An 18,038-nucleotide genomic window follows, 5' to 3' on the forward strand; every position below is an offset into this window, starting at 1 on the left:
GATTTTGTGAACCGAGACCACATCAGGCCAAAAATTCATTCCTTTCAAAGAATGAATTCGTCGCACGCTGGGAGTGTGCCCTCATGAATGAGGCAGACCTCGAAGAAGAACTCGGCAGGCCCTCTCCCGCGCTGGTCGCGGAGGCCGCCGGCTGGGGTGACGTCGTCGTGCTCGGGGCGGGCGGCAAGACCGGGTCGGGCATCGCCGGTATGGCCCAGCGCGCCCTCGCTCACGCCGGTGGCGGCGCACGGGTGCGGGCGGTGTCGCGGTGGTCCGACGAGGACGGTCGCGCGCGGGTCGAGGCCCAGGGCGTCGAGATCGTGACGGCGGATCTCGGGGACCCGGCTGCGGTCGCCGGTCTGCCGGACGCCGACACGGTGATCTTCCTGGTGGGAGCCAAGTTCGGCACCGCGGGAGCGCCGGAGCAGGCGTGGATGACCAACACTGTGCTGCCCGCGTACGTCGCCGAGCGCTACCCGAAGGCGCGGATCGTCGCGCTGTCCACGGGCAACGTCTACGGGATGACCACGCCGGTCACCGGTGGCAGCGTGGAGACCGACGAGCCTCGGCCAGACGGCGACTACGCGATCACGTGCCGCGGCCGGGAGCAGGTGTTCACGCACGCGGCACGCACCAGGGGCACGCCCGTGGCGTTGATCAGGCTCAACTACGCCTGCGAACCCCGCTACGGCGTGATCGCCGATCTCGCGCGGAAGCTCGTCAAGGGCACGCCGATCGACCTCACCACCGGAGCGGTGAACGTGGTGTGGCAGCGCTACGCCAACGAGGTCGTGCTGCGCAGCGTCGGGCACGCCTCGAGCGAGCCGTTCGTGCTGAACCTGACCGGACCGGAGACCGCGTCCGTCCGCTCGATCGCCACGCGCCTGGCTGCCCGGCTCGGCTTGGAGGCCTCGTTCACCGGCTACCTGCCGGAGACCTCGCTGCTCAGCGACGCGACGACGTGCCATGAGCTGTTCGGCTACCCGGACCGCACGCTCGGCCAGTTGATCGACCTCCAGGCCGCGTGGCTGCGCGACGGCGGTCCGCTCTGGTCGAAGCCGACGAAGTTCGAACGACGGGACGGACGGTTCTGATGGACTTCGCGACAGCCGCTCTGCTGCACCGCGGCACGGTGATCCCCGCGCACCCGTTGGCGCTGGACGAGTCCCGCACGCTCGACGAGGAACGGCAACGGGCGCTCACCCGCTACTACCTGGAGGCGGGCGCGGGCGGGCTCGCGGTCGGGGTGCACACCACCCAGTTCGAGATCCGGGAGCACGGGCTGTACCGGCCGGTGCTGGAACTGGCGGCCGAGGAGATCGCCGGACGCGCACGGCTGGCTTCGGCGGGAACGGGCGCTGCGGCGCCGTGCTCGCCCACCGCCGCAGCGCCCGTCCCTCCCACCGCTGACCCCTCAGACGCGGCACCCGGCCCGTTCCTGCGCATCGCCGGCGTGGCAGGTCCCACCAGCCAGGCGGTGGCCGAGGCCGAGATCGCCCGCGGACTCGGCTACGACGCCGTGCTGGTCTCCCCCGGCGGACTCGCGGACCTCACCCCCGGCGACCTGCTCGACCGCAGCGCCGCGATCGGCGAGGTCCTGCCGACCATCGGCTTCTACCTCCAGGAAGCCGTCGGCGGCCGCTACCTGCCCCGCGCGTACTGGCTGCGCCTTGCCGACCAGCCGTCGACCGTCGCGGTGAAGGCCGCGCCGTTCGACCGCTACCGGACGTTGGAACTCGTCCAGGGCGTCGCGGACTCCGACCGAGGCGCCGACGTCGCGCTGTACACCGGCAACGACGACAACATCGTCAGCGACCTGCTCACGCCGTTCCACGTGCGGGGCGGCGTGAGGCGGTTCGTCGGCGGGTTGCTCGGGCACTGGGCGGTGTGGACGCGGTCCGCCGTGCGGATCCTCCAGGACGCCCACGCGGCCGTTGACGGCGATGTGGAGGCGCGAGCCCGTGTCGAGGCGCTGAGCGCGATGTGCGTGGACGCCAACGCGGCGGTGTTCGACGTGAGGAACGGGTTCGCGGGCGTGATCGCCGGCGTGCACGAGGTGTTGCGGCGCCAGGGAGTCCTGCGCGGCATCTGGTGCCTCGACCCGGACGAGACGCTCTCCCCCGGCCAGGCCGACGAACTGACCCGCGTGCAGAACACCTACGCGGACTGGCTGAACTGACGCAGGTGCGGGCATCGCGTCCGCCCACGGATGCCCGCACCTCACCCTCGCCCGCAATCCCTTACCTGTCAACGGAATGTATTCCACCGTCCAAGAAGGAGCATCATGGCCGTTCGCAGGCACGACAAAGAGCCCCGGCGCCGCACAGGTCAGTTCCTGCTGTGCAAGGGCATGGACATCAGAACGATCGGGAACGCGGGCGAGGCGGCGAAGCTGTTGCGCCGCCACGTCCACGAGGAGACGGGAATCGTCCTCGGCAACTCGCCGGACGGCGTCGTGATGGTGACGCACGAGCCTGCGATGCGCGGACTCGGTGAAGACGGCTACGCCCTGCTGGTGAGCCCGAACGCGATCATGCTGCGCGCGGCCACACCGGCAGGGCTGCTGCACGGTGTCGAGCAACTCCGCCGGCTGTTGTCACCCGGCGGAAGGGTGCCCGCGGTGGACCTGACTCACTTGACCGCACCGGCCGTGGCCCCGGCCTGGATGTAGCGCTGGAAGCACACGTACGCGAGCAACACCGGCAGCATCGCGATGGTGAGGCCGGCGAACAGGCCGCTCCAGTCGCTCTGATAGCCCTGCGACGTCGACAACGCGGCAAGACCCTGTGCCAGCACGTAGTTCTCCGGATCCGGATTGAGCACCAGCGGCAGCAGGTACTGGTTCCACAGGCCGAGGAAGTTGAAGATCGCGACCGACACCAGGCCCGGCCGCGCCATCGGCAGCATCACCCGGAAGAACACGCCCCAGTGCGTGCAGCCGTCGATGAACGCCGCCTCGGCGATCGCGGACGGCAGCGTGCGGAAGAACGCGTGCAGGAAGAAGATGGTGAACGGCGTCGCGAACGTCGCGTACACCAGGATCAGCCCGAGTTTGGTGCCCAGCAGTCCCATCTGCTCGACCGTGAAGAACAGCGGGACCAGAGCGAGAAATGTCGGGAAGAACTGGGACGTCACGAACAGGTAGTAGACGAACCTGTTGCCCGGGAAGCGGTAGCGGGCCAGCGTGTAGGCCGCGATGCCCCCGAGGAGCATGGTCAGGAACAACGCGCCGCCGACGACGATCACCGAGTTCAGGAAGTACTGCCCGATCGACGCCTCGTTCCAGGCGCGGCCGAAGTTCTCCCAGCGCGGCCGCTCCGGCACCGTCCACGGGCTGGAGAGGATCTCGGTGTCGGACTTGACCGAGCTCGTCACCGCCCACAGCAGCGGGAACGCCGTGACGATCGCCCAGAAGCCCAGCGCGATGTGCAGCGGGAACCGTTTCATGCCAGCTCCGTCCGGTTCTTGTTGCCGCGCAACGCCACCAGCGCGAACACGAGCGTGCCGAAGAACAACGCGACGCCCATCGCGCTCGCGTAGCCGAACTTGCCGTACTCGAACGCCGTCCGGTACAGCGACAGACCCATGACCTCGGTGGAGCCGTCCGGGCCGCCCGGTCCGACCGTCATGATCTGGACCAGCGCGAACGCGTCCAGCGCGACCATGCCGAGGTACACGAACGCCACCTGGACGTTGTCGCGCAGCAACGGCAGCGTGATGCGCCGGAACGTGGTCCAGCCCGTCGAGCCGTCGATCAGCGCGGCCTCGAAGATCTCCTTGGGGATGGCGTCGATCGCGGCGCTGAACAGCACCATGTAGAAGCCGACACCCGACCAGATCATCACCGCCATCACCGCGAACAACGCGAGGCCGGGTTCGGCGAGCCAGCTGCGGGCGAGACCGTCCAGGCCGATCGCGCGCAGCACGCCGTTGATCAGGCCGTTGTTCGGGTTGTAGGCGAAACCCCACAGCACGGCCACGATCGCGACCGACAGCATCTGCGGGAAGAAGAACACGATCTCGTAGAACCGCGCTCCCTTCACCCCGCTGCGGCCGTTGGCCCCGCCGCGCTGGATCATCGTCGCGAGGAACAGGCCGATGCCGATCGTCGCCGCGGGCATGAGCAGCAACAGCAGCAGGTTGTTCTTGATCGCGTCGAGGAACAGCGAGTCGCCGGCCAGGCGGGCGAAGTTGTCGAACCCGACGAAGTTCGCCTTGCCCGCGACGCCGTTCCAGTCTGTCAGCGACAGATAGAACGCCTGAGCGTAAGGCGACACGATGAAGATCAGGTGCAGCACGAGCGCGGGTGCGAGGGCGCCGATGACGAACCCGTACCCGCGGTTGAGCCTGCGGCGCTGGGACGGCGCGGGTGGAGCGGGCGCCGCAGCCCGCTCCACCGGCCTGGTCAATACGCTCACTTCCGCTCGTACTTCTTGATGCTGGTGTCCTTCGCGAGGTCGTCGGCCGCCTTCTGCACGCGGTCGACCCACTCGGCCGGGGTGATCCGGCGCGTCACCAGTTCGGCGACGGCGTCGTCGACGGCCTTGGTCAGCGTCGGGTACCAGATGCGGTGCCGGTAGTTGATCGTGTCGTCACCGGCCTTCTTCACCGCCTCCGCGACGGAGCTCAACGCCGGCGACATCGTGATGCCCTCGGTGGCGCCCTTGACCGACGGCAGGGTTCCGACGGCCTTGGCGAAGTCCTTCATGGCGTTGCGGGAGAACAGCATCCGCAGGAACTCCAGTCCACCCTGGACGTTCTTGCCCTGGCTCGGCACGAGGTACGCCTCGCTGCTGGCCGCGTGGATCGCGTTGGTCTTGAGCTTGCTGCTGGAGCTCAACGACGGAACGGCTCCCATCACCATGTCGAACCCGGCGGGCGTGACGGACTTCTGCTCCGCCTCCAGCCACGAGCCGCTCGGGATGATCGCGGCCTTGCCCTGACACCAGGCCGCCTGCGCCTCGGTGTGCGACAACGCTTCCGAGCCCGGCATGAGGTAGCCCTTGCCGGACAGCTCCGCGATCGCCTCGGCCGCCGCCTTCACCGACTCGTGCCGCCACGCGTTGGGCTGGAGGTTGTCGATGGCCTTCAGCAGGTCCATGCCGCCCCCGTGCACCGCCATCACGAGCAGCGGGTCGGTCATGTACTCGGGGAACTTGCCCTGGTAGGTCCACGGCGCGACGCCGGTCTTCTTGATGTCCTCGCAGAGTTCGAGCATCTCCGGCCAGGTCTGCGGCCACATCCAGCCGTTCTTCTCGAACAACGGCTTCGAGTACCAGAGACCCCAGGCGGTGTAGGCGTAGTTGAACCGCACGAACGAACCGTCGTACGTGCCGTCCTCGATCACACCGGGCAGCAACGTGTCGCGCACCTTGACGTTCGGGTCGTCCCACGAGGGCGAGTCGAGCAGCTTGTCCAGGTTCTCGAGCTGCTGGGACTGGGTGAGCGCGGCGATGTCGAGCCGACCGGCGCCGGTGTTGTTGACGACGTCCGGCGGGTTGCCCGCGACGAACCTCGGCCGCAGCGTGTCGCCGACCTTCTGGATGCCCTTGTGGTCGATGACCGAGCCGCCGAACTGCTTCTTGTAGACGGCTTCGGCGGCGATCACGTAGTCGTCACCGTAGGCGCCCTTGAAGACGACGACCTCCAGCGGGGCGTCGGCCTTGACGCCGAACGGGTTCGTGGAGCTCTTGTCTCCGCCCTGCGACTGCTGCCCGGCGTTGCCGCCGGCGGTGACGCACGCGGCCAGGGTGGGCACTGACAGGCCCAGCACGGCGGCGGCTCTGAGCATGCTGCGCCGCGAGATCTCGTGGGAGGACATGGCGGGGGTCCGTTCTTGGTGGAGGGATCAGGGAAGGGCGAGCCAGCCGCAGCCCTGGCGCCAGTGGCCGCCGGACTGGAGGTGGCTGACGATCGCGCGCTGAAGGGTGGTGTCCTGCGGCAAGGTGGCGATGTCGCCGGTACCGGGAGGGAGGTGGTGGACGAACTCGAGGACGTCGCTGTCACAGTCCGGCGTCGGTCCGAACGGGGACCAGCGGCGTTGGAACCGGACGATGTTCGAGCTCTCCGGCAGGAACCGCGCGAGCTGCGGGTCGAGCAGCCACGAGCGGCAGGTGCCGTACTCGTAGCCCTCGTCCGGGAAATGCGCTGTGAAGAACGGCCTCGCGCGGCGGAACGACTCGTCGCACGCCTCGGGTGTCATCGGGCCGTCGCCCGGGATGTGCACTTCCAGGACGGGTGTGCCGTCCTTCGGGCCGTCGTCCGACTCCGCCTGGTACTCGTCGATCGTGAGCACCGCGCGGTCGAACTGGAGCCTGCCGAGCCGGAAGAGCGTGCCGCGGAAGTGCCGCACGAGCCAGCCCTGCCGGTCGAAACCGCCTGTGTCGTAGTACTTGCGGTAGCTGACGACCTTGGCGCCGAGGTCCTGCACGGTCGCAGCGGTGACGTCGAACGGGATGTTCAGCCTGCTGTGCAACGCCAGCAGCGACGGCAGCGCGAGCAGGAAGAGGTGGACGTAGAAGTAGCGTCCGGCCTCGCCCAGTTCGGCGGGGGCGTTCGGCCAGTCCACCTTCCGGCTGGGGATCGGGTCCGCCGCGTAGAGGACCTGGTGGCAGCGCAGGAGCGCCTCCCACAGGTCCGGTGTCCTGTTCGGACTGGGCAGCGTCGCCAGCACGCCGGTGTGGTCGGCGTCCGGAACGCCGAGCAGCGCGAGCCGTCGTGTGGCCTCCGCTGTCGTCACCGGTTCCAGGTCCGCGACGTCGGCTCCGGGCTGTTTCAGCAGCGCGGCGAGCCAGTCGTCGGTCTCGCTCATGGCGGCACCTGCTTTCCGGCGATTCCTTCCCCGAAACGGGAATGAATATGGCGTGTCTTGCCCTGGTTCGGCACATCATTATGTGTGACCTCCTGCACGTCAATGATTCTTCGCAGGTCACACGAACAGCTGAAGAATGACTACGGTGCGCTCATTCCCCCAGGCCAGAGCCTTGCGGTGCGTGAGGATTCATTCCTTCGAGACCGGATTCATACCGTTGACTCGGCAATCAGCGGCGCATTTGAATGGCACGCATGTCCCATCCCGGTCTCCGGCTCGCTGTCGCCGGAGCAGCACATCCGCACGTCGCCTACGTTCTCGACGAACTGCCCCTTCGCACCGATGTCGAACTGGTCGGCATCAGCGATCCGGACCCCGCGCTCGCCCGCCGCTACCGGGTGCTGTCGTACGCCGACCACCGCTCGTTGCTCGACGCCCAGCGGCCTGATGTCGTTGTGGTCGCGGGCATCTACTCCGAACGTGGTCCCGTCGTGGTGGACGCGCTGCGGGCAGGCGCACACGTCATCGCCGACAAACCTTTGTGCACCAGCCTGTCCGATGTGGACGCGATCGCGGCGGCCGCCTCCGGGACTGGGCGGTCCGTCTCGTTGCTGCTGGAGAAGCGCGGCCACCCGGAGACGCTCGCGGCCCGCGCGCTCCTCGACTCCGGAGCACTCGGGTCGTTGGCGCTGATCGCCGCGTCCGGGCCGCACAAGCTCAACCGCGGCTCCCGGCCGTCCTGGTTCCTCGACCGTTCGACCTACGGCGGCGTGGTGGCCGATCTGGCCGTGCACGACATCGACCTCGTGCTGTGGCTGACCGGCGCTCGCGAGGGCACGGTGAGCGCGGTCGGTGACGCGCTGCACGGCGCGGTCCTGCTGCGAGCGGGTGAGGTGGCGGCGACGATCGAGGTCAGCTGGCTGACACCGGACGCGGCGCCGTGGCACGGCGACTACCGCATGCGCCTCACGGGCACCGGCGGAACGGCAGAACTGATGTGGGCTCGGGGAGAACTGACCGCTGTCACGCAGGACCGTCCACCATGGACTGTCGCGCTGCCACCGAGCCGGCGTCCGGCCGCTGCCGCACTGGACGCGCTCGCGGCCGGTCAGGAACCAGAAGTCGGCACCTCCGCGAGCCTCCTCGCGACCCGAATCGCGTTGCTGGCTCAGGACAGCGCGGACGGCGGAGGGGTGGTGCACAGGTGGGCGGCCTGAGGTTCGCGCTGGTCGGAGCAGGCGCGATCGGCGAGACGCACGCGCGGTCGATCACGTCCTCGGCGGAGCTGGCCGTGGTCGTGGACAACAGCTTGGACCGGGCTCGGCGGCTGACGGCCGATTTCGGTGGCACGCCGATGACGTCGTTGGCCGACGCGTTCGAGCACGTAGACGCGGTGAGCGTGTGTCTGCCCAGCGGTGCGCACGCGGACGCGGCCGTACTCGCGTTGCAGGCGGGCAAGCACGTGGTCGTGGAGAAGCCGATCGACGTCACGCTCTCCGCGGCGGACCGGATCATCGCCGCCGAACGGGAGTCCGGGCGCACGGTGGCGGTGATCAGCCAGCGGCGGTTCCAGGCCGAGCCCGCGGCTGCGCGTCGGGCGGTCAGCGACCTCGGGCGGATCACGTCGGGCATCGCCGAGTCGACGTTCTGGCGCCCGCAGGAGTACTACGACTCCAAGCCGTGGCGCGGCACGTGGGCGCTCGACGGCGGCGGTGCGTTGATGAACCAGGGCATTCACGCCGTCGACCTGCTGTTGTGGCTGATGGGTGAGCCGGTGGAGGTGTTCGCCCGCAGCGCTTGTCTGGCCCACGACCGGATCGAGGTCGAGGACACGGTCGCGGCGGTGGTGACGTTCGCGAGCGGCGCGCTGGGCACGATCACCGCGACCACGGCCGCCCATCCCGGCCTGCCGGTGCGGGTCGCGGTGCACGGCGACCGCGGCAGCGTCGTGATCGGCGAGAGCGGCTCCCTCGACGACGCGCACCTCGCCCAGTACACCGACTTCCTCGACGCCGTCCGCGACTCCCGGCCACCACTCGTCGGCACAGCGGACGCACGCCTCGCTCTCGCCGTCGTGCTCGCCATCTACGAGTCCGCCCGCACCGGGAAACCCGTCGAGCTGAATGGAGAACGGTAGTGCGCATCGGCATCATCGGCACCGAGAACAGCCACGTCGACCACATCATCGACCACCTCAACACCAGACAGGGCCCCCGCGTGGTGGCCGTCAGCGGTGGCCGCTCGGAGCGCAACGAGTCGTTGCAGGACAAGGGTTCACTCGAACGGATCGTGGACGCGCCGGAGGACCTGCTCGGCCTGGTCGACGCGGTGGTCGTCGCCGACCGGCACGGCGATCTGCACCGCGCCCACGCCGTGCCGTTCCTGCGGGAAGGCCTGCCGGTGTTCGTCGACAAACCGCTGGCCTGCACCGTCGAGGACGCCTCCGCGATCGTCGCGGAGTCCTTGGCCCACAACGCGCCGCTCACGTCGTTCTCCGCGCTGCGCTGGATCCCCGACACCGAAGCCCTTGCCGCACAAGGTCCCGCACGCCGAGTCGTGACGTCCGGGCCAGTGGATCCGGCCAGCCCTCATGGCGGGATCTTCTTCTACGGCATCCACCCGGTCGACGTGGCGTTGCGCCTCGCACCAGGCACCATCCGGTCGGTCGCCGTCACCCGGCTCTCCGACCGGATCGCCGTCCAAGCCGCGGTGGGCGACACCGAGGTCGAGATCAACCTGATGCTGGGCGAGGCGCCGTTCACCGGCTCCCTCGGCGCGGCGGAACGCACGCTCGAGCTCGACGAGCACTACTTCGTCCCCGGCCTGGAGGCGTTCCTGGCCATGGCCACCACCGGCAGGCAGCCCATCAGCCACGACGACCTGCTCCGCCCCATCCACCTGCTCAACGCCGTCGCGAAGGCCATCGCATGATCATCCCCAAGCCGGTCCACCTGGTCCGCTCCCCCGGCGTGTTCACGCTGTCGCCCACGTCCGCGATCGCCGCCTCCGGTGACGCGCTGCCCGTCGCCCGGTTGTTGCAGTCCTATGTGGATCTGCCGCTGCGCGAGGACGGCGACGTCGTGCTGGAGGTCGAAGGTGCCGGCGAGGGCTACACGTTGTCCGTGACGCCGTCGTCGGTTCGGCTGCGCGGGTCGGTCGCGGGTCTGCGGCACGCCGTGCAGTCGTTGCGGCAACTGATCTCCGGCTCCGAGATCCCGGCGGTCGAGGTGCGCGACGAACCCCGGTTCGCCTGGCGCGGCGCCATGATCGACGTGGCGCGGCACTTCCTGCCCCTGCCGTACCTGCGGCGTCTCGTCGACCAGATCGCGCTGTACAAGCTCAACGTCCTGCACCTGCACCTCACCGACGACCAGGGCTGGCGGATGCCGATCGACCGCTACCCGGCGCTGACGTCCGTCGGCGGGTGGCGCACCGAGAGCATGATCGGCCCGGCCGGCGGTTCCGCCTACGACGGAATCCCCCACGGCGGCGCCTACACCAAGGTGGAGCTGCGGTCGCTCGTCGCCTATGCGGCGGCTCGCGGCGTGACCGTCGTTCCCGAGATCGAGATGCCCGGCCACGCCCGCGCCGCCCTCGCCGCGTACCCGGAACTGGGCAACTTCCCCGGCCGCACGCTGCCCGTGTGGACCGGCTGGGGCGTGTCCGACGCGCTGTTCGGCGTGCAGGAGAAGACCTTCGCCTTCCTGCGCGACGTCCTGAGCGAGGTGCTGGAGGTGTTCCCGTCCCCGCACATCCACATCGGCGGCGACGAGTGCCCGGCCGTCGAATGGGAGACGAGCCCGCTCGCCGCCACCCGCGTCGCCGCCGAGGGCCTGCCGGGAGCGTCCGCGCTGCACGGCTGGTTCCTGGGCCGGATCAGCGAGTTCCTGGTCTCCCAGGGCCGGCACCCGATCTGCTGGGACGACGGCGAGAACCCGCACGGCCTCCCGCGCCAGGCCGCGGTGATGATCTGGCGCGACCCCCGGCACGGCCTGGAAGCCGTCCGTCGTGGCCATCACCTGGTCATGGCGCCGTTCCGCAGCACCTACCTCGACTACCCGCAGAGCGCCGAGGGCGAGCCACCCGGCCAGCCCGCCGCCGTGGTGTCGCTGGAGGACGTCTACCGCAACGACCCGCTGCCGGCCTCGTGGGACGCCGAGTGCGCGGCGCGGGTGCTCGGGACGCAGGGCCAGCTGTGGACGGAGTTCGTGCGGACGCCCGAGCACGCCGAGTACCTGGCGTTCCCCCGGCTCTGCGCGCTGGCCGAGTCGGCGTGGTCGGTGGAGCGGGACTGGACGGACTTCAGTTCACGCCTCGCCGCGCACGCACCGATGCTCGCCGAGGTCGCGCCGCATCACCGGCCTCTCGACGGGAACCTCACACCTTGACGCGGCCCTTGGTGGTCCACATCCGGTAGCCCGCCGACACGGCCTCCGCCTCCGACCCGAACGTCATGTCGCCCTTGGTCCGCCGGTAGTACGGCGAGTCGGGCGTGTGGTAGACCATCGTCTTCGAGTTGCCCTTGACCGGCAACGACTCCTGCTTCGCGGGCTTCGGCGCGACCGGCTGTTCGGCGATCACCACCTGCTCCGCCGCCGGCCGGGGTGCGGGAAGAGCGAGGCGGGTCTTCGGGCGTTCGGGCTGAAGGCGGCCGCGCACGGACAACCACGTCACCAGCGAGCCGACCGCGAACGACACCAGGCACAGCAGGAACATCTGCGAGAACAACCAGAGCACAGCGAACTCCTAACGGACTACGACGTCGACCTGGCGTGTGGCCGGGTCGTACTCGCCGCCGGGGGCGGGACGGGTCTCGATGGCGATCAACGCGGGCGACACGCCCTGGCCCACGAGGACGTCGCGCACCATCTGGCCGCGCGTCGTGGCCACCGCCGGGTCGGTGCCGTGTGCCACCAACGTGATCGAGGCGCGGGGAGCGACCAGAAGCATGCGGCCCACGCGTTGGATGAGCACCGTGCCGTGGCCTTCGTAGGCGGTGGTGCCCTGCACGAACCGGATCGCGCCGTTGCCGTTGACCAGGCGGGAGATCGAGTCGTGCAGCGCCTCGACGTTCAGGTCGCCGACCGCCGCGGACGGGCCGACCTCGATGCGGTCGGTGACCTGAAGGCCGTTCGCGGCCTGGGTGACGGCCTCGCGGACGGCGGTGGCACGAGCCTCGTCGGGGACGCGGGCGGCGATCGCGATCTGACCGTTGTGGACGGTCGCGGTCACGTCGGAGACCTTGGCGGACAGGGCGGCGGAGACGACGCGCCCGACGACGGCCGGTGGAATCGGCAGCAGGCCGCCGAGCCGGAGCGCCGCTGTGACGCGGTGGTCGGCAGCCTGCACGGCCTCGATGAGCGCGCCGCGTTCCGCGTCGTCGGCGACCGCGCCGGAGACCAGGATCTCGGCACCGCGCACCGCGACGAACAGCTGCGCCGGTTCGGCCTGCCGCACCTCGGCCCCGCCGACACCGGACACGTCGGAGACCACGGCGCGCACCGCGTCCACCGAGCGCGGCGCGACCTCGCTGACCACGACGGACCGGCCCTCCACGGCGACAACACCGTGGTAGCCGGCCTTTTCCAGCGCTGAACGCACGTCGGCGTGCAGCGTCCGCTCGATGCCACCGCTGTAGACGACCACGCCGGTGGCGGCGAGCAACGCGGGCAGCAACAGCCCGCCAATCCAAACCGCGTGAGGCAAACGCACGGCGCAGGGGTACCGGACCTCGCGACCGAAAAGCCAGCCGCTCAAGCCTTTCGAACCGAACTTCACCCGGTCAGGTGGCAGGAACCGGGCCTGCCACCCGGCACAGGCCCCAGGGCCTGTGTCGCGCTTGAGGTGGTTCCTGGTGGTGCGGCCGGGCGGCCCGCGTACCGGTGTTGTACGTGGGTCGTCCGGCCGTGCCGCCGGGGGCCGCGTCGGGCCAGACTCCGGCACAGGCCCTAGTCGACGGCGGTCCGCGTCCGTCGCCAGGCGATCACGATCAACGCGATCAGGCCGAACAGCGGAATGGTGCTGACGGCCCAGGACAGGCCCATCGGCGGGCCCGGCTGCTCCATCACCTGGAGGTTCGTCAACTCACCGGTTCCCGCCCCTGCCGGTCCCTCGACGTCGAACCGCATCGTCCACGTCCCGGGCTCGGGCAGGGCGTAGATGTCCAGGCCCCACACCTCCCGCTTGCGGGGGTGCCGTGCCAGCGGGTCGTCCTCGGCCTCCACACCGTTGTGGAGCACGGTCAGCGTGCCCTTCTTGCCCGTGATGCCGTCCTCGGGCGCGAACGTGAAGTCCAGCGACTGCATGGCCTTCACCGGCCACGTGCTGAAGCCGACGGTCAGGTCGTACGGCCCCACCTGCACCTTCTCGGTGTGCACGACGTTCACCGGTTCGAAGGCGAGCGCCGGAGCGGTCAGGCCGAGCAGCAGCGCGACCGTCCCCGCGAGTCCCAGCAACGTCTTACGCATGGCGTTCTTCCTTTGCTGGTGCGAGGTGGCGGAGCATGTGACCGAAGCGCCGGCCGAGCATCCCGGCGAGGGCGCCGAGCAGCGCGCCCGCAACGACGGTGGCCACGTAACGTTCGATGGCGGGGAAGTTGCTGCCGTACACGAAAATGCGCTGCACGGGCGCGAGGCCGGTGATGATCACGCCGCCGACCGCGCCGGGAACCCAGGCGGGCAGGCCGCGCAGCAGTTCCACGGCGACCGCGACGAGGATCAGGCTCATCGGGATCATGTTGGGCAGGCCGGGGATGCCGTCGGCGTAGTCGCGCAACGGCAGTCCGGTGGCATCCGCGTAGACCTCGGTGGCCCACGGCGAGAACCACCAGAACACGGCCTGAAGTGCCGCGACGGTCACTCCGACGGCGAGCGCGCCGCCTCGCCGCTTCAGGACGTACGCGCCCATGAAGAGGATCATCACCGAGAAGAACGCACTGCCCGCGTTGACCGTGTTGACGGGTCCGCCGGGCAACGCGCGCAGGCCGAGCACGGTCACCATGCTGAACGCGAGCAACGTGGCCGCGGCGCCCGCGACGCCGTAGGTGCCCCAGCGTTCGTCGCGGGCGACCGCGAAGATCATGACCGCGCCGACCATGGTGATCGAGATCGACAGCAACAGGCCGATGTGCGGCGGCGAGTCGATCACGGCGTCGAAACCGTACAGGCCGTGCCACCACTGGTCCCACAGTCCGTAGACCAGGAACAGCGCCGCGCCGATGCCGGAGATCAGGTACCCGACGGGAGCCTCGAACGTGCGGCCGAAGACGCCGACCGCGCGGCCGCCGACCATCGGGTCGATCGTCCTGTCGCGCTTGGCCGCGGCCGTCGTCATCAGCACCACGGCGAGGCTCGCCAGGCCCGAGATCGCACTGCCCGCGTAGAGGAACAGGTGCGGCAGGGTGAAGAACGTGTCCGGCCCGACGTCGGAGTGCCACTGGATGTCCCAGGTCAGGCCGATCAGCGAGAGCAGGGTGCCGCCGAGCACGACGCTCGCCGGGACCAGCCCCCTCGGGACCGTCCTCGCCGACGACGCTGCCGTCGCCGCGATGTTCACAGTCATTTCTCCCCCTTCTAGGTGAGCAGCAGCGGGATCACGACCCGCTCGCCGCGCAGTGACACGGTGATTTCCCATTGACCGGCCATGAACAGGTCGACGCCCGCGACCTTGTACTGACCGGGAGCCTGCGGCGCCGCGGTGATCGGGGCGAGCGCGTGGCCCATCTGCGGCATCGCCGGTTCGACCGTCACGTCGCCGTCTGCGGCGTTGCCGGAGCGGTCGGTGATCCGCAGGTCGAACGAGTTGCTGCCGGATCTCGTGCTGGTGGGCGTGAGCTCGAACCGGAGCCCGGTGCTTTCGGCGAGGTGTGGCTGGGCCTCGACGCCGCGCGGCCACAGCACGACCAGCGCGGCCACGATCGCGATCACCCCGGCCACGACGGCTGTCGCTGAGCGCTTCACTTCGACGCCACCTTCCCCGCGGGAACGTCGACGATCTTGGGCACGGTGACGATCGAGTAGTCCCGTTCGACCTGGATCCACACGAGGTACCTGCCCGGCAACGGGAACGAGTAGGTGAACGGCACGTCCGGCCCGTAGGCGGCGACGCTCTCGTCCGGCTTGTCGGGCATGCCCGGCGTCGGCGGGATCATCGAGTGCACGTGCGCCCAGATCGGCGCGTTCACGGCGGTGCCGGTGATCGGGCCGACGACGATCATGTGCCCGAGCATGCCCAGCCACGGTTGCAGGTCGCGTTCGCCGAACTTCGCGGTGATCGTGCTCGGCCTGCCCGCCTCCCGGATCTCCATCGCCGTCTCGGTCTTCCCGTCGTTCGGCGACGCGGTGGCGGATCCGGCAACGTCCACACTGGACCGCAGCAGCTGCACTCCCCCGCCACGCCGGGCGATCTCGGCGGCGATCGCGTGCGTGCCCTGTTCGGGGTCGCGCAGCCGGGCGCGGTACTCGCCGGGCGCCGTGCGGACCGGGTGCAGGTGGCGCAGTTGTCCGGACGGCGACACCACGACGAGGTGGATGAACGCGCTGTCGTGCACCAGCAGGTCGTCCACTGGCCGGCCGGACGACCCGTCCGTCAGGCTGAGCACGAGGTCTTTGCCGTCCATGCCGGGCACCAGGTTCACCGGCGGCCGCGAGAAGTCCACTATGGACGTTCGCTCGTAGGGGTTCATGACGTTGTCGTACGTCGGGTCCAGCTGGGTGCCGGGCGCCGCGACCGGCGGGATGCTCGGCGCCAGCAACGCCGCCGTCACCCCAGCCGCCACCGCGGCGACCATGCCCGCCGTGGGCACGAGCGCGAGACCGGGCCGGCCGGACACGGCGAGCAGCAGCGCCGCCAGCAACAGCACTCCGGCCGCGATGAATCCGCCGTAGGTCGCGTTCTCCCACGGCGACGGCACGATCGCGGGCACGACGAACGGAATCGTCGCCTCGTCGACCGCGAGCTCCCACGGTCCGGACCGGTCCGCGCGCAGGACACCGGAGTAGAACCCAGGCGTGGCACCAAGTTCCACCTTGGCGGTGCTGCTCGGTGCGCCCGCCGCACGCAAGGTCAGTGCGACGTCACCGGCCGGCGTGCCCGCGTGCGTCACGACGTCGACGTGCACCGGCCCCGGGACCTCCGCGACGCGCCGGATGATCACCGTGAGGTCGCGGTCGCCGAGGCTCTGCGCGACGTGGATGTCGGCACCGGACTGGGCACCGTCGGCCAGTGCGGGGGCCGCGATCCCCAGGATCGCCCCCAGCACGAGCAGCAAGGTCACAACACGTCGTTTCATCGCGACCGAACGTATCGATCATGCCCGGCCCACCGCGTCACTGCCGAGACGGAAACCGGGTCCCCCGCACGGGGGACCTCCGACCCCTGCGAAGCGGGAGGTTCTCAGGGACGTCATCGGGCAGGATTGCGCTCGATGGATCTGATCAAGCTGCCCCTCAAGCACCAGTCGTGGCTGGTCGCGACCGTGTGCATGGTCGTGGACGGCGGGTTCGTGCTGCTCGACCGCGAACCGTTGCCGCAGACGGTGATCGTGCTCGCGCTGACGTTGGCCGTGAACGCGATGCTCGCCGGTCCCGCCCGGCTGTCCCTCTGGGTCGCGGCGGCGCAGGCGGCCGTCCCGGTGATCATCCTCGTCTCGATGAGCAACGGGATCGACGCCAACGACGCCGGTCTGCTGATCGCCGGGTACCGGGCGGGAGCGTGGCTGCGCGGCGCACCGGCGTACGCGTCGCTCGGCCTGCTCTCGGCCAGTCTGATGGCGTGCATGTTCCTCAACGGCTACGGCCTGCTGTACGCGGTGCTCGTGGCGTGCAAGGGCGCGCTGCTGCCGTGGCTCGTCGGCCGCTACACGACGGCGCGGCGCGCGTACCTGGCCGAACTGGAGAAGCAGTCGGCGATGGCGGAGAAGGACGCGAAAGCAGCGGTCACCAAGGCGGTCACCGAGGAACGCGGCGCGATCGCCCGCGACCTGCACGACGTGATCATCCACCACGTCAGCGCGATCAACCTGCACGCGGGCGCCGCCCGGCTCGGCCTGCCGGACGGCAATCCCAGGCTCACGAGCTCGTTGCGCGCGGTCGAGACGTCCAGCCGCGCGGCCATGGTCGACCTGCGGCACCTGCTCGACCTGCTGCACGGCGACAAGTCCGAGGGCGCGCGGCAACCGGGCCTCGACAACCTCGACGAGCTCCTCGACGGCGTGCGCGCGGCGGGCAGGCCGGCACGGCTGGAGATGTGCGGGCCGCAGCGGGACGTGCCGGAGTCGTTGGACATCACGGTCTACCGGATCATCCAGGAGATGCTGACCAACGCCCTGCGGCACGGCGACGCGTCCGGCGTGACGGTGACCTTGGAGTACGCGCCGGACTCGCTGACCGTCGCCGCGCGCAACGTCATGGGTACCGGTGACGACTCCGGCTCGGTGCGCCGGGGCCTGGTCGGCATCCGCAACCGCGCGGGCATGTTCGCCGGCACCACCCGGTCCGGGCTCGAACCGGACGGCCGCACCTGGCGCACCGTCGTCACGTTCCCCCTGGAGGCGTCATGACCCTGTCGGTGCTGCTCGCCGACGATCACGCGATGCTGCGCTCAGGCATGCGCGCGATCTTCGACACGCAGGACGACCTCCAGTGCGTCGCCGAGGTCGCGGACGGGCGGGCCGCGGTCGCCGAGGTCGCGCGGCTGCGTCCGGACGTGGCGGTGCTCGACATCCGCATGCCCAAGCTGGACGGCCTCGGTGCGACGGAGATGATCCTGGCCGACCCCGCGAACCGCACGAAGGTCCTGCTGCTCACGACCTACGACACGGACGAGTACGTCTATCGCGCTTTGAAGGCCGGTGCCAGCGGGTTCCTGCTGAAGTCACTGCCGCCGGAGGAGCTGATCTCCGCCGTCCGGGTGGCGGCGCGCGGTGACGCGTTGATCGACCCGTCCGTGACGCAACGCCTGATCGCGCGGTTCGCCGTCAGTCTCGCCCCTCCCCCGACGCCGCCGGAGCTCGCGCTGCTGACCGTGCGCGAACGCGAGGTGCTGCAACTGGTCGCGGCGGCCTACAGCAACGCCGAGATCGCCGCGCGGCTGCACGTCGGGGACGAGACGGTGAAGACGCACGTCTCGCGGGTGTTGTCGAAGCTGGGGCTGCGGGACCGGGTGCACGCCGTGGCGTTCGCCCACGTCAACGGGCTGGTGCAGAACCGCCGCTGAGCCGCGGGGACCC

General features: G+C 70.0%; 19 protein-coding genes. 9 read left to right on the forward strand and 10 right to left on the reverse strand.

Annotated features, from left to right (window positions below; all coding sequences use genetic code 11):
• Window positions 1–83: 83 nt before the first annotated feature.
• From BM417_RS30330 to BM417_RS30340, 3 genes are all read left to right on the forward strand, one after another.
• The gene (locus BM417_RS30330) at window positions 84–1,094 is read left to right on the forward strand and encodes an NAD-dependent epimerase/dehydratase family protein (protein ID WP_093601640.1); all 1,011 of its coding nucleotides are present in this window, start codon (window positions 84–86) and stop codon (window positions 1,092–1,094) included.
• Window positions 1,094–2,179, forward strand: a complete 1,086-nt coding sequence (locus BM417_RS30335) for a dihydrodipicolinate synthase family protein (RefSeq protein WP_093601642.1) — start codon at window positions 1,094–1,096, stop codon at window positions 2,177–2,179. The genes BM417_RS30330 and BM417_RS30335 overlap by 1 nt, the downstream gene beginning before the upstream one ends.
• Before the next feature lie 105 nt (window positions 2,180–2,284).
• Window positions 2,285–2,671 (forward strand): glycoside hydrolase family 20 zincin-like fold domain-containing protein, encoded by a 387-nt coding sequence (locus BM417_RS30340; RefSeq protein WP_177320681.1) that lies wholly within the window; start codon window positions 2,285–2,287, stop codon window positions 2,669–2,671.
• Here BM417_RS30340 and BM417_RS30345 read toward each other — a convergent pair.
• From BM417_RS30345 to BM417_RS30360, 4 genes are read right to left on the reverse strand one after another with little or no spacing between them, the layout of a single operon-like run.
• Window positions 2,632–3,447: a carbohydrate ABC transporter permease gene (locus BM417_RS30345; protein WP_093601646.1), complete on the reverse strand. Its 816-nt coding sequence runs from the start codon at window positions 3,445–3,447 to the stop codon at window positions 2,632–2,634. The genes BM417_RS30340 and BM417_RS30345 overlap by 40 nt on opposite strands.
• Window positions 3,444–4,418 carry a carbohydrate ABC transporter permease gene (locus BM417_RS30350; RefSeq protein ID WP_245822256.1) on the reverse strand — a complete coding sequence of 325 codons (975 nt, stop codon included), beginning with the start codon at window positions 4,416–4,418 and terminating at the stop codon, window positions 3,444–3,446. Before BM417_RS30350 ends, BM417_RS30345 begins: the two co-directional genes overlap by 4 nt.
• Entirely contained in the window at window positions 4,415–5,821 is a 1,407-nt protein-coding gene (ngcE, locus tag BM417_RS30355; RefSeq protein WP_093601650.1) for an N-acetylglucosamine/diacetylchitobiose ABC transporter substrate-binding protein, read from the reverse strand. The genes BM417_RS30350 and ngcE overlap by 4 nt, the downstream gene beginning before the upstream one ends.
• Before the next feature lie 27 nt (window positions 5,822–5,848).
• Entirely contained in the window at window positions 5,849–6,811 is a 963-nt protein-coding gene (locus BM417_RS30360) for an acyltransferase domain-containing protein (RefSeq protein ID WP_093601652.1), read from the reverse strand.
• 254 nt (window positions 6,812–7,065) lie between these two features.
• Between BM417_RS30360 and BM417_RS30365 the strand changes: the two genes are divergently transcribed.
• The 4 genes from BM417_RS30365 to BM417_RS30380 are packed head-to-tail and all read left to right on the forward strand — an operon-like array spanning window position 7,066 to window position 11,199.
• Window positions 7,066–8,028 (forward strand): Gfo/Idh/MocA family protein, encoded by a 963-nt coding sequence (locus BM417_RS30365; protein WP_093601654.1) that lies wholly within the window; start codon window positions 7,066–7,068, stop codon window positions 8,026–8,028.
• Complete coding sequence (locus BM417_RS30370; RefSeq protein WP_143138864.1) at window positions 8,016–8,948, forward strand: Gfo/Idh/MocA family protein; 933 nt, start codon at window positions 8,016–8,018, stop codon at window positions 8,946–8,948. The genes BM417_RS30365 and BM417_RS30370 overlap by 13 nt, the downstream gene beginning before the upstream one ends.
• The gene (locus BM417_RS30375; RefSeq protein WP_093601656.1) at window positions 8,948–9,742 is read left to right on the forward strand and encodes a Gfo/Idh/MocA family protein; all 795 of its coding nucleotides are present in this window, start codon (window positions 8,948–8,950) and stop codon (window positions 9,740–9,742) included. Before BM417_RS30370 ends, BM417_RS30375 begins: the two co-directional genes overlap by 1 nt.
• A complete protein-coding gene (locus BM417_RS30380; protein ID WP_093601658.1) occupies window positions 9,739–11,199 on the forward strand; it encodes a beta-N-acetylhexosaminidase in 1,461 nt (486 codons plus the stop codon). The genes BM417_RS30375 and BM417_RS30380 overlap by 4 nt, the downstream gene beginning before the upstream one ends.
• On the opposite strand, the gene BM417_RS30385 is transcribed toward BM417_RS30380, so the two are convergent.
• The 6 genes from BM417_RS30385 to BM417_RS30410 form a co-directional block, all read right to left on the reverse strand.
• Complete coding sequence (locus tag BM417_RS30385) at window positions 11,189–11,548, reverse strand: sunset domain-containing protein (RefSeq protein ID WP_093601660.1); 360 nt, start codon at window positions 11,546–11,548, stop codon at window positions 11,189–11,191. The two genes, BM417_RS30380 and BM417_RS30385, sit on opposite strands and share 11 nt — an antisense overlap.
• A gap of 9 nt (window positions 11,549–11,557) precedes the next feature.
• A complete protein-coding gene (locus BM417_RS30390; RefSeq protein ID WP_143138865.1) occupies window positions 11,558–12,523 on the reverse strand; it encodes a hypothetical protein in 966 nt (321 codons plus the stop codon).
• Window positions 12,524–12,759: 236 nt separating this feature from the next.
• On the reverse strand, window positions 12,760–13,278 hold the full coding sequence (locus BM417_RS30395; RefSeq protein ID WP_093601664.1) for a hypothetical protein: 519 nt from the start codon (window positions 13,276–13,278) through the stop codon (window positions 12,760–12,762).
• Entirely contained in the window at window positions 13,271–14,371 is a 1,101-nt protein-coding gene (locus BM417_RS30400; protein ID WP_093601666.1) for a hypothetical protein, read from the reverse strand. The genes BM417_RS30395 and BM417_RS30400 overlap by 8 nt, the downstream gene beginning before the upstream one ends.
• A gap of 11 nt (window positions 14,372–14,382) precedes the next feature.
• Window positions 14,383–14,769 (reverse strand): FixH family protein, encoded by a 387-nt coding sequence (locus tag BM417_RS30405; protein ID WP_093601668.1) that lies wholly within the window; start codon window positions 14,767–14,769, stop codon window positions 14,383–14,385.
• Entirely contained in the window at window positions 14,766–16,100 is a 1,335-nt protein-coding gene (locus tag BM417_RS30410) for a hypothetical protein (protein WP_177320682.1), read from the reverse strand. Before BM417_RS30410 ends, BM417_RS30405 begins: the two co-directional genes overlap by 4 nt.
• 135 nt (window positions 16,101–16,235) lie before the next feature.
• Here BM417_RS30410 and BM417_RS30415 point away from each other — a divergent pair, with 135 nt between their 5' ends.
• Both BM417_RS30415 and BM417_RS30420 read left to right on the forward strand, forming a co-directional pair.
• On the forward strand, window positions 16,236–17,369 hold the full coding sequence (locus tag BM417_RS30415) for a sensor histidine kinase (RefSeq protein ID WP_093601670.1): 1,134 nt from the start codon (window positions 16,236–16,238) through the stop codon (window positions 17,367–17,369).
• Window positions 17,366–18,025 (forward strand): response regulator, encoded by a 660-nt coding sequence (locus BM417_RS30420; RefSeq protein WP_093601671.1) that lies wholly within the window; start codon window positions 17,366–17,368, stop codon window positions 18,023–18,025. Before BM417_RS30415 ends, BM417_RS30420 begins: the two co-directional genes overlap by 4 nt.
• The last annotated feature ends 13 nt before the right edge of the window (window positions 18,026–18,038 follow it).

Source organism: Lentzea waywayandensis (assembly GCF_900115955.1).
GTDB classification, from domain to species: domain Bacteria; phylum Actinomycetota; class Actinomycetes; order Mycobacteriales; family Pseudonocardiaceae; genus Lentzea; species Lentzea waywayandensis.